Source organism: Bacillus sp. 05T31 (assembly GCF_056396725.1).
In genome coordinates this window covers 1-12,017 of the sequence record NZ_JBFTMA010000058.1, presented here as the reverse complement: position 1 = coordinate 12,017, position 12,017 = coordinate 1, and the positions used below count along the sequence as shown (strand labels likewise).

Annotated in this window: 11 protein-coding genes and 1 pseudogene; 1 reads left to right on the top strand and 11 read right to left on the bottom strand. The window is 36.2% G+C overall.

Going from position 1 to position 12,017, the window contains the following annotated elements:
* Positions 1-119 precede the first annotated feature (119 nt).
* The 5 genes and pseudogenes from AC1DJR_RS06090 to AC1DJR_RS06070 all read right to left on the bottom strand — a co-directional run bounded on the left by AC1DJR_RS06090 (position 120) and on the right by AC1DJR_RS06070 (position 3,973).
* A complete protein-coding gene (locus tag AC1DJR_RS06090) occupies positions 120-1,292 on the bottom strand; it encodes a homogentisate 1,2-dioxygenase (RefSeq protein WP_477002222.1) in 1,173 nt (390 codons plus the stop codon).
* A complete protein-coding gene (locus tag AC1DJR_RS06085; RefSeq protein ID WP_477002221.1) occupies positions 1,258-2,214 on the bottom strand; it encodes a fumarylacetoacetate hydrolase family protein in 957 nt (318 codons plus the stop codon). The genes AC1DJR_RS06090 and AC1DJR_RS06085 overlap by 35 nt, the downstream gene beginning before the upstream one ends.
* A 66-nt stretch (positions 2,215-2,280) precedes the next feature.
* A complete protein-coding gene (gene hppD, locus AC1DJR_RS06080; protein WP_000810917.1) occupies positions 2,281-3,399 on the bottom strand; it encodes a 4-hydroxyphenylpyruvate dioxygenase in 1,119 nt (372 codons plus the stop codon).
* Between the two features lie 310 nt (positions 3,400-3,709).
* Positions 3,710-3,820 carry a DUF3948 family protein gene (locus AC1DJR_RS06075; protein WP_001083697.1) on the bottom strand — a complete coding sequence of 37 codons (111 nt, stop codon included), beginning with the start codon at positions 3,818-3,820 and terminating at the stop codon, positions 3,710-3,712.
* Between the two features lie 42 nt (positions 3,821-3,862).
* A pseudogene (locus AC1DJR_RS06070) lies at positions 3,863-3,973 on the bottom strand (DUF3948 family protein).
* A 473-nt stretch (positions 3,974-4,446) separates the two neighbouring features.
* Here AC1DJR_RS06070 and AC1DJR_RS06065 point away from each other — a divergent pair.
* The gene (locus tag AC1DJR_RS06065) at positions 4,447-5,319 is read left to right on the top strand and encodes a Cof-type HAD-IIB family hydrolase (protein ID WP_477002220.1); all 873 of its coding nucleotides are present in this window, start codon (positions 4,447-4,449) and stop codon (positions 5,317-5,319) included.
* Between the two features lie 180 nt (positions 5,320-5,499).
* Here the strand turns inward: AC1DJR_RS06065 and AC1DJR_RS06060 are convergent, their stop codons facing one another.
* The 6 genes from AC1DJR_RS06060 to AC1DJR_RS06035 form a co-directional block, all read right to left on the bottom strand.
* On the bottom strand, positions 5,500-6,465 hold the full coding sequence (locus AC1DJR_RS06060) for an ABC transporter ATP-binding protein (protein WP_477002219.1): 966 nt from the start codon (positions 6,463-6,465) through the stop codon (positions 5,500-5,502).
* Complete coding sequence (locus AC1DJR_RS06055; RefSeq protein ID WP_002091396.1) at positions 6,462-7,442, bottom strand: ABC transporter ATP-binding protein; 981 nt, start codon at positions 7,440-7,442, stop codon at positions 6,462-6,464. The genes AC1DJR_RS06060 and AC1DJR_RS06055 overlap by 4 nt, the downstream gene beginning before the upstream one ends.
* 10 nt (positions 7,443-7,452) lie before the next feature.
* Entirely contained in the window at positions 7,453-8,376 is a 924-nt protein-coding gene (gene opp4C / locus AC1DJR_RS06050; RefSeq protein ID WP_000451066.1) for an oligopeptide ABC transporter permease, read from the bottom strand.
* A 12-nt stretch (positions 8,377-8,388) separates the two neighbouring features.
* Positions 8,389-9,345, bottom strand: coding sequence for an ABC transporter permease (locus AC1DJR_RS06045; protein ID WP_002091399.1), 957 nt, complete (start codon positions 9,343-9,345; stop codon positions 8,389-8,391).
* 103 nt (positions 9,346-9,448) lie between these two features.
* Positions 9,449-11,176: an ABC transporter substrate-binding protein gene (locus tag AC1DJR_RS06040; protein ID WP_477002218.1), complete on the bottom strand. Its 1,728-nt coding sequence runs from the start codon at positions 11,174-11,176 to the stop codon at positions 9,449-9,451.
* A 243-nt stretch (positions 11,177-11,419) separates the two neighbouring features.
* A partial coding sequence (locus AC1DJR_RS06035; RefSeq protein WP_477002217.1) for an ABC transporter substrate-binding protein occupies positions 11,420-12,017 on the bottom strand: 598 nt, incomplete at its 5' end.

The following is a 12,017-nucleotide window of genomic DNA, read 5'->3' as shown; positions in this document are numbered from 1 at the left end:
GAATATGCACGATCTTTATCACTCTTTCTATATATCTTTCTATAACTTTTTTTGGCATTATTATACATGTCGATTCCATAAAAGAGGCATGCTCCCGTAGTGAGCATGCCTCTTTTTACTTATTTCACAGTATATGAACCCTCCTCAATCCAGCTATACATATATTTTTGATCTTCCGTCTCATGTGCTTGTTTTACAATACGAAGCGGACGGAATGTATCTATCATAACGGCCAGTTCAAGTGTCTCTTTCTTCCCTATACTCGCTTCTGTTTTCCCTGGATGTGGCCCATGCGGGATCCCGCTTGGATGAAGCGTAATAGAACCTTCTTCTACACCTTTTCGGCTCATAAAGTTACCTTCTACATAGTACAGTACTTCATCACTATTCACATTACTATGATAATATGGTGCCGGAATAGATTCTGGATGATAATCGTATAAACGCGGTACGAAAGAGCAAATGACGAAATTATGCCCTTCGAATGTTTGATGTACTGGTGGTGGCTGATGAATACGACCTGTAATTGGTTCAAAATCCTCCACATTAAAGATCCACGGATATAAATACCCATCCCATCCAACAACATCTAACGGATGGTGCCCTAACACATGCTTGTGCATATAACCTCTCGACTTTGTCATTACGACAAACTCACCTTTTTCATCATATGTCTCCAATTTCTCCGGTCCACGCATATCTCTTTCACAAAACGGACTATGTTCTAACAATTGCCCATATTCATTGCGATAGCGACTTGGTGTTGTAATTTGGCTATTTGCCTCTACAACAAGAAACTTAGTMTCTCCCTCATCTGGAATAACACGATAAATCGTTCCAATTGGAATTGTTACATAATCACCTTTTCTATAGTGAATCGTTCCAAACATCGTTTCAATTTTTCCTGTTCCATAATGAACAAATAACATTTCATCGCCATCACCATTACGGTAAAAATAATCCATTTTTTCTGTTGGACTCACTACTCCAATTAATAAATCCTCATTCCCAAGCATAAAGTTTCTTCCGCTTACTGCATCACCAGTTTTTTTATTTTCTTTCGTACGGAAGTGGCGATGAGCAAGAAGGGCATCCTCTTCATACTGTAACTGACAAGAATGCGATAATGCCGCGTGCCCTACTTCTGTTGGCATATAATGATGATACAAAATAGACTGGGTACCAGAGAAACCTTTTGTCCCCATTACCTGCTCACGATAAAGCGATCCATCTTTTTTACGAAATTGTACATGTCGTTTATGAGGTAGCTCCCCCATGTGACGATAAAACATGCCCATCACCTGCTTYCATKTCTTTTTTGACCGTATTACGTAACGTACCTAAACCMGTAATCGACAGCTCTACAACATCTCCATCTTGTAGCCACCCTTCYGTACCAAGTTCTAAAATACATCCTGTTCCTACTGTCCCAGAACCAATCACATCTCCTGGATATAACGTAACGTCTTCCGAAGCACGTTCAATCATTTCAGCAAATGTATAGTAAATATCTTGGAAGTTTCCCTTTGATAATATCTTTCCATTTACATGAGCAGTCATCTCTAAATCATAACGATCACCGTTACGATAAACGTCTAATTCCTCTTTCGTAACGAGATACGCTCCTAATGAAGTTGCAAAATCTTTTCCTTTCGCTGGACCGAGTCCCACTTTCATTTCTGTTGCTTGTAAGTCCCTTGCACTCCAGTCGTTCATAATGCAGTAACCAAAAATATATTCCTCTGCTTGTTCACGAGAAATGTTTCGTCCTTCTTTCCCAATTACGCAAGCAATCTCTAACTCATAATCAAGCTTTTTAGACTTCTTCGGACCAATAACAAAATCATCTGGTCCAATAACAGCACGGTGGTTCGTAAAATAAAAAACCGGGATATCATACCATTCAGGTACAACATCTAGCCCTCTTCTCCCGCGGGCTGTTTTTACATGCTGCTCAAATGCATAAAAATCTCGAATGCTACTCGGATTAGGCATTGCCGCTGCTAATTGAACTTCCTCTAAGGAATATATACCCTTTTCAGGATTCTTAATACTACGCAATACTTCTACATACTCATCTGCTTTCTCTAAAAAGGCGAACATAGAAGAAGGTAATTGTCCATCACTCGCAAGATTCATATCGATTACTTTGTCACCTTCAAGCCATCCAGCTCGCATTTCTTTCGATGGGAGACGAAATGTAACAAATTTCATCGTGATTCCTCCCTATGAAAATGAAATTTCCACCAACAAAGGAACTCTTGCTGGTGGATACAAATTTTATAAATTTCCGCGACGCTCTTGTTCTCTTTCAATTGATTCGAATAACGCTTTAAAGTTCCCTTCGCCAAATCCACGAGAACCTTTACGTTGGATGATTTCAATAAATAGAGTTGGACGATCTACAATTGGTTTCGTAAAGATTTGTAATAAATAACCTTCTTCGTCACGGTCTACTAGAATCTTCAATTCTTTTAATCTATCAATTTCTTCATCAATTTTCCCCACTCGTGCAGTTAACTCATCGTAATACGTATCTGGCGTATCTAAAAACTCCACGCCATTCGCACGAAGCACTTCAATTGTTTTTACAATGTCACTTGTTAATAAAGCGAGATGCTGTACACCTGCTCCGTTATAGAACTCTAGATATTCTTGAATTTGTGACTTTCTTTTTCCGTCTGCTGGTTCATTAATTGGAAACTTAATACGGCTTCCATTCGTCATAACTTTTGACATTAATGCCGAATACTCTGTGCTAATATCGTCATCATCAAAGTGAATCATTTGTTTAAATCCCATAACATTCTCGTAATAACTAACCCACTCTTCCATTTTCTCAACGTTACCAACTACATGGTCTACAGCAATTAAACCAGACTCTTCAAATGGAATATTAAACTCAACCTTTTGGAATCCTGGCATAAATGTTCCTTTATAATTTTTACGCTCTACAAGCGTGTGAATTGTATCACCATACGTACCAATAACCGCTTTTTTCAATGTACCGTCCTCATCTGTTAACTCCTCAGGTGGAGCAATCGCAACAGCGCCACGTTTTACAGCTTCAGAGTAGGCTTTATCAACGTCATCAACAAGTAAAGCCACATCTTTCACTCCATCACCATGAGTCTTTACAAACTCTGCAATACGGCTATCGCTACTTAAAGCTCCAGACACAACAAAACGCATATTTTTTTGCACAAGAACATAAGATACCTTTTCACGGTTTCCTGTTTCTAATCCAGAATAAGCTACAATTTTGAATCCAAACGCTCTCGCAAGATAATAACTTGATTGCTTTGCATTCCCTACGTAAAATTCCAAATGATCTACATCACGTACCGGAAAAAAGTCCTCCATTTGTGCAGCTAGCGTATCCATAGATTTTTGTTTCATAATATCTTCATCCCCCTGTAAATAGATTAAATGGTCCATACTTAAAACCAACCGAAAACGCTTCCAACATCAATTAATAGAAATTAGTTAGCAAGCTAACAATTTCCGACCTTTAAAATTTTCTATCTTTTCTGTCAAATTCCTCTTTTTTTCTTACATATAAAATTCGACTTTTTTCTCTTTAAAGTAAGGGGAAAATATTAATACTTGAAGGTATATATGAGAGGAAAACAAAAAAGACTCCAACATATTAACTACTTACTAATACGTTAGAGTCTTTATTTTTTTTGAATGATTGTATTTATATTTTTCATACTAATATATTTGCAAGGAATAGAATAAATGATGTTAATATTACCGCTCCGCCTAATGATCCTAATAAATCTGTTTTTGTTACTTGTAACACTTGTTCACTGTTCATATTCCTCATTCTCCTTTCATTTTGTACAATTTAAAACTTYTATTATACTAATACGCTTGATAGAAATACGATTAATGCTGTTAATACTACYGCTCCRCTTGCTGATCCTAMGAASTCACCTTTTGTTACKTKTAATACTTGCTYGTTGTTCATATCWTTCATTCTCCTTTTTTATAAGTTATCTATATGTAATTACTAAGAAATGATTAGTTCATAGTTTTCATGTTAACGTTACATTGAAATTAATTACGTAACGTTTGTAACATTAATGTAACATAACTATTATTACGTTGCAATATAATTACGTAAATTTTATTACACTTTTTTTACGTTTTTTTAAATAAACACTCAAAAACCTTGTTTTAATGCGTTTTCTACTACAATCACATTTGTAACACTAGTGTAACATTAAGGTCATAAAGCGAAATATAATATTATTCATCTCTATTTTGTTAAAAACCAAAGTGAAACTTTAATCAACGAGAGTTCCATTCCCTACTAATTATTCCCCTCACCAATCGCACTTTTACTAGAAATTAATGCGGGATAAAATACTATCTTTCCAAGATAAGTTTATATGTTTCCTCTATATAACTATGTATAATGGAAACAAAGAGGTGGTCATTTTGAAATTAATCGCACTAGATATGGATGGTACACTACTATCATCTAATCTTGAAATCTCCAAAGAGAACTTACAAGCTATCCAAACCGCAAAAGAGGCTGGTCATATTGTAATGATTTGTTCTGGCCGCGCGAAAGAGGATGCTTTGAAATTATTGGAAGAATATAAACTATCTCTTCCAGTTGGAGCAAGCAATGGGGCAATTGTTTATGTGGACGGAAAAGTAATTAACTCGCGTTGTTTAAAAAATGATAAAGTATACAAGCTTGCAAAATTACTAGAATCTGAAGGTTTTCCATATAAGTTGTACACAAATAAAGGGGTTTATTCTCCTTATACATGGCAAGGTCAAGTTATGCAGGCATTCGAAGAAAATAAACATACACTAGATGTTACACTTGAGGAACTTGAAAGAATTACAGAAAAACAAAAGAAATCTAACTTAATTACTGATTTCCAAAAAATAGAAGATGTCRTAARTAATCCAGAATTAGAAATATCTAAATTCTTYATTTTRACATTTAATGCTGCTCATCGTTCRCAGCTATTACAAACTTTACAAGAAGATACGGAYATTTCAGTTACSGCATCAGCTCCTACTAATGTAGAAATTATGGATAAGCATGGCCATAAAGGCAATGGTTTGCAAGAAATGGCAGCTTATTTCAATATACCAATTGAAGATACTGTTGCAATCGGCGATAACTTTAATGATGTGCCAATGTTACAAGTAGCTGGCTTATCAGTTGCAATGGGAAATGCCGAAGAAGATGTCAAAAAACTATGTGACGTTGTAACATTAACAAACAATGAACATGGTGTTGCTCATGCAATCGAGCAATTTGTATTGAAACAAACTTCATCTAGTAAATAAAGTTCAACTTTAATCAGAGGCGGGGTTCCTCTGATTATTAGTTGAACCAATCGGGCTTTTACGGGCAGTTAATCTCCCACCTAACTTCCCCGCATGTGTCGAATTTTTAGGTGGGAGTCTTATTGCCCGTTAATGCGGGGTAAAAAAAGGACTCTTTCACTTTTTGAAAGAGTCCTTTTTTTACACATGGTGACAAGCAACAAAATGATCTTCACCCACATTACGAAATTCTGGTACATTCGTTTTACAAACATCTGTAGCAACGGGGCAGCGCGTATGAAAACGGCAACCTGACGGCGGATTTGCCGGACTTGGAATATCCCCTTCTAAAATAATCCGTTCTCGCTTAACCGTTGGATCAGGTATTGGCACTGCTGATAACAATGCTTTTGTATATGGATGAAGCGGATTCGCAAATAACTCATCACGTGGTGCTGTTTCCACAATAGTTCCTAAATACATAATTCCAATTTTCGTACATAAGTGCTCCACAACACTTAAATCATGTGAAATGAATAAATAGGACAATCCCTTTTTCTCCTGTAATTCACTAAACAAATTAATGATTTGCGCTTGAATAGATACATCTAATGCCGCAACAGGCTCATCAGCYACAATAAATTCTGGATCTAATACCATCGCCCTTGCAATAACGATACGTTGACGTTGCCCACCGGAAAACTCATGAGGGTACCGGTCAATATGATACGGCGCTAAACCACATAACTCCAATACTTCTATCACCTTTGCACGGACATTTTCTTTCGTCGCTAGTCCGTGAGCCAACATTGGCTCACCAAGCGCTTCTCCAATTCTCATTCTTGGATTTAATGAGCTAAATGGATCTTGAAAGACGAGCTGCATATTAGGACGATGCTTTCTCAGCTCYTCWTTTGATAAAGCATGAACATCTTGACCTTTAAAYTTCACTTCACCTTCTGTTTTTTGAACGAGACGGAGAATTGTTTTTCCTATCGTCGTTTTCCCACTTCCAGACTCTCCTACAAGGCCAAACACTTCTCCTTTATCAATTGTAAAGCTTACCCCATCTACCGCTTTCACATGTCCAATCGTTCTACTAAATACGCCGCCCTTAATCGGAAAATACGTTTTTAAGTTCTTCACTTCTAATAATGGTTCACTCATTGCCCAGCACGCTCCTCATATAACCAACAAGCTACTTTATGATCCTCGTCATGCACATTAAGATTTGGCGCTTCATTTTTGCATATTTCCATGCAATGTTCACAGCGACCACTAAAGTAGCAAAACTCATCTAAGCCAACTAAATTTGGAACTTGCCCTGGAATAGAATAAAGTTTATCTGTTCGTTTCCCCATTACTGGTTTTGATTTTAGCAACCCTTGCGTATATGGATGTTTCGGATTTTGAAATATTTCTAGTACCGGTGCCTCTTCAATAACTTTTCCACCATACATAACAACAACGTAATCAGCCATTTCCGCTACAACACCTAGATCATGTGTAATTAATAAAATGGACGTTTTAAATTCCTCTTTTACTTGTCTTAATAAGTCTAATATTTGCGCTTGAATTGTAACGTCTAGAGCTGTTGTCGGTTCATCTGCAATTAATAACTTTGGATTACAACTAAGTGCAATAGCAATCATAATACGTTGTAACATACCACCGCTTAATTCGTGCGGATAAGAATGGACAATTTCATCAGCACGAGCAATACCAACTTTACGAATTAATTCAATTGCTTTTTTGTATGCTTCGTTTTTGCTAAGTAGTTCATGCTCTCTTAACGTCTCAACAATTTGCTCTCCAACAGTAAAGACCGGATTAAGTGATGTCATCGGTTCCTGGAAAATCATCGCGATATCATTTCCTCTTAAACTACGAAGTTCTTTCTCTTTCATTCCTAAAAGACTTTTTCCTTCATAAAGAATATCACCACCAACGATGCCGCCAGATTCAGCAATAAGTCCCATAATAGATAAAGCCGTTACACTTTTCCCGCAACCTGATTCGCCTACTACACAAACTGTTTCACCTTCTCGAACTGAAAAGCTAACATGATTGACAGCCTTTACTGTACCTTCTTCCGTCTGAAAGTGTGTTTGTAAATCCTTTAGCTCTACTACTGCTCTACTCATACTTTCTCACCTACCGCTTCATCTTTGGATCTAATGCATCACGAAGTGCATCGCCAAGTATATTAATTGATACAACTGTTATAAAGATTGCAAAACCAGGCGGGATCCATAACCACGGACGCTTTTGGAAATCGATTAATGAGTTTGCTGCACTAATCATATTTCCCCACGATGGTGTAGGCGGGACAACGCCAAGTCCTAGGTAACTTAGTGCAGACTCTCCTAAAATAGAACCTGCAACACCTAATGTGGATACAACAATTAATATCGGCAGGACATTTGGGATTAAATGATATACAATTTTCCGGTAATCGTTTATCCCGAGTACATCAGCAGCTTGCATAAACGATTGTTCTCGCAGCGATAAAATTTGACCTCGTACGAGGCGTGCAAGTCCTGGCCAACCTACTAAACTTAAAATGATCATAATGACATAAAGACGATAATCAGATGGTACTTTCCATTCTGATAAAATAGCTCCCATTATAATAAGTAACGGTAATCCTGGCATCGACATTAAAATATCTGCAAGACGCATTATAATATTATCGACGATACCACGGTAGAAACCTGCAATCGCTCCTAATAAAGCACCTAGTATAACGGATAACACCATTGAGGCTAATCCAATTGTTAATGAAATCCGTCCTGCTTGCATAAGCCTCGTTAAAATGTCTCTTCCTAATTGATCTGTGCCAAGCCAATGAGAAAAACTAGGTGGTTTGTTAATTAGCGTAACTTGTATTTTTCCTGATGCATACGGTGAAAAGAATGGACCAATAAAACAAAATAAAAACATAAAAACTAATGCGTAAAATCCTATAAGTGCCATTTTATTTTTCTTTATCCTTTTAAAAGCTTGCCTCCACGGCGATGATTCATTCCTTCTTTTCTTTTTTTCTTTTTTTTCCGTAGTTGCTGTAACAGTTTCCATCTCTTTTCCCCCTTACTTCAACCGAATACGTGGATCAACAACTGCATATACAATATCCGCTAAAAAGTTTGAAACAATTGTCAAACACGAAAGAAACATCGTAAATGCCATTAATACCGTATAATCACGAAAATTTAGTGCTTCTAATTGAATATTACCGATACCTGGCCAGTTGAAAATTTGTTCTATAATAATTGCCCCTGAAAACAACCCTGGTAATTCAAATGCAAGCAATGTAATAGCCGGCAAAATTGCATTTTTTAATGCATGTTTATAAATAACGGTCTTCTCCTTTAAACCTTTTGCTCTAGCCGTTCGAATGTAATCTTGCCGTACAACCTCTAACATACTCGTTCTAAAATAACGAGTTAATGAGCCAACTCCAAGAAGAGTTAAAATAAATACGGGTAAAACCATATGCTTTGCAACTTCTATTCCGTAAGCAAGCCCAGTTGAATTACTCCCAACATCAATCATCCCGCCTATCGGTAACAGCTTAAAGTCAACCGCAAACACTTTAATTAAAAACAAACCGATAAAGAATGAAGGAAATGACATCGCTGCAAATACACCAATTGTTACAAGCTTATCGAATAAAGAATGTTGCTTTGTCGCTGAAAATACACCGATAATAAGTGCAATTAGCCAAATAAAGAACAATGCAATAATCGCAACAATAAACGAATTCCATATAAATTTATTTAATAATGACGTTACAGATTCTTGATATTGAAGAGAAAAACCAAAGTCCCCCTGCAATGCATTACCTAGCCAGTGAAAATATCGCTCAACAATTGGTTTATTCAATCCATACAATTCCCTAAGTTCAGCTGCTCTTTCCGGTGTAATCTTCGGGTTTGAATCAATATAATCTCCTGGAAGAAGTGCGAACAGGAAGAAGATAATAATCGATGTCCCCAACAGTGTAGGAATCATTTGTAACAGCCTACGAATGATATATGTTTTCACCCTTTTTCTCTCCAATCTTATGCTTAAAATAGAAGAACATTTTTTCAAAGCGGCACACTACTTGCCGAATGAAAAAATGTCTTCTACTTATACATTCTTCTCGTTATTTTTCGATAGATAGAGCTGGTAAGTTTGCACTAATACTATTGTATTTTTCAGGGTCAATTCCTTTTATATTCCCGTTATAACCAGTAATTGTTCTACGATAGTTTAATAGAATTACTGGTGGATCATCACTTAATTCTTTATACAGTTCTTTATAGATTGGTTTACGTTTTTCAATATCTACCGTTTCAATACCTTTTTGAATTAACTCATCTACTTTTGCATTTTTATAACCAAGACTCTTCTCATTGACACCCGACAAATATTCACCAGCTGTTTCACTCGGATCACTTGTAATTGGTGTCGAAACAGAAGCTAAATCATAATCACCTTTGTTTACCTTCGAAAGCATAGTATTAAAGTCCATAAATTCAGGGTTAAATTCTACACCTATTTCTTTATAATTCTCTTTTGCAATCGGAATTAATAAATCGCTATCTTTAGCCGAACTTGGGCCGAAATAAGAAAGCTTTAATTTTTGACCATCTTTTTCACGAACYCCRTCMGAACCWACTTTCCAWCCWGCTTCATCYAATAATTTTTTMGCYTTTTCTWYGTCGTATKSATATTTATTAACTCCTTCTTCCGTATAAGCCCAAGAAGTTGGATGAATTGGTACATTAGCTACCGTACCGTATCCTTTCAATGCTGTATCAACATATTTTTTACGATCTAATCCGTAAATAAGTGCTTGACGAACCTTTTTATCCTTTAAGTACGACTTATTATTATTCATATAAATATAGCTAAATGACGCTGCTGTTTCGATTTGGATATTTGCAAATTCTAAAGCCTTAGCCTGTTCAAGAACTTCATCACCAGTACCTAGGCCAGTGTAGTCAACCTCACCTGTTTGGAATAATTGAAGCTTCGTATCACCAGAAGTAATTTTATAAATGAAGTTTGGAATTTTTGGTTTACCCGCATAATAATTTTCATTTGCTACAAATCGCACTTCTTGCCCCGGGATATACTTTTCAAATTTATATGGACCCGCAGCTATCGGTTTTTCATATAACGCTTTTAAGTAATCTAAGCTTGTATTTTGTTTGTAATCTTTTCCATAATAAGCTTTTGATAATACCTCTCCACCTAAGGCTGTTAGTGCCTGTGAATTAACTTTTTCAGTTGTAATTTTAATTGTCTGCGGATCAACAACTTGAATACCTTCAATTGAAGTTGCTTTTCCTTCTTTATATTCTTTACCACCTTTAACAGCATATTGAGAAATGTCTTTGTCACCCTCATATGCCTTATCATGTAAAAGCGTCAATGTGAACGCTACATCATCTGCTGTTAATGGTGAACCATCGCTAAATTTCAAATCTTTACGTAAATGGAATGTATATGTTAACTGATCAGAGGAAATATCCCACTTCTCAGCTAATTCTGGAGTTGGTTTTCCTTGTTTATCTGTAGATACAAGGGATGCAAAAATAACTGAAGTGACGTTTCCATCCCAACCATTTTGTTGGAAATATGGTAAAAATACGCCACCTGGTTTACTAATGCCAACTACTAACGTATCTTTTCTATTCTTCGCTTTATCTGGTACTTTCGTCTTATCTGTCGCAGCAATATTTTCAACTTTTATATTTTTTAAATCTTGCTGTTTTACTGGTTCTGTAGAAGCCGTATCCTCCTGTCCCCCACAAGCAGATAACACAAGCGAACTACTCAGTAATACCGAAAATACACCAGCCCATTTTTTTATCTTTTTCTTCATTGTCCCCACCCTAACTTTTTTTTAATAATTACACCTTATGAACTGCTTGCCTAATGTATGCCTCCCACAGCAACATTTTATAGCCAATCGGAAAAGTCGGCTTTGGTTATAAAAAAATAGTTGTTTTTGAGGGGTAACAATCTTATTCCGACCTTTCCGGTAGACTTTATGGTTATTAGCTTATATCTTTCAGTATATTTTGTCAATTATTTCTATATAAATATTTCGATAATTCTCCAAAAATTATTGAGCAATATTCAATTTAGGTAAACTTAACAAAATACCATTATAATTATCTTCTTGTAATCCTTGAATTCGTGCATTATGTGCAGACACGACTTTACTATTGTTTAAGAAAATAACAGGTGGATCTTCACTTAACTCTTGATATAGTTTTTTATAGATTTCTTTTCGTTTTTCAATATCCAATGTTTCTAATGCCTGCTTAGCTAATTCATCTACTTTCGGATTATGATATCCATCATAATTACGCTTACTTGTCGAAACAAACTCCTCAATTGTTCCGCTCGGATCATCAATCATCGGTGTGGAGACCATCGCTAAATCATAATCTCCTTTAATTACCTTGGAAATCATCGTATTAAAGTCCATGTATTCAGGATTGAAATCTACCCCAATCTTTTTATAATCCTCCTTCATAACGGGGATCATCACATCATTGATTTTACTTGCAGAAGAAGCAAAATAACTTACCTTCAATTTTTGGCCATCTTTTTCACGAATACCATCTGATCCAGCTTTCCACCCAGCTTCATCGAGCAATTTCTTCGCCTTTTCTAAATTATATTCGTATTTATTGATTCCTTCTTCTGTATACGCC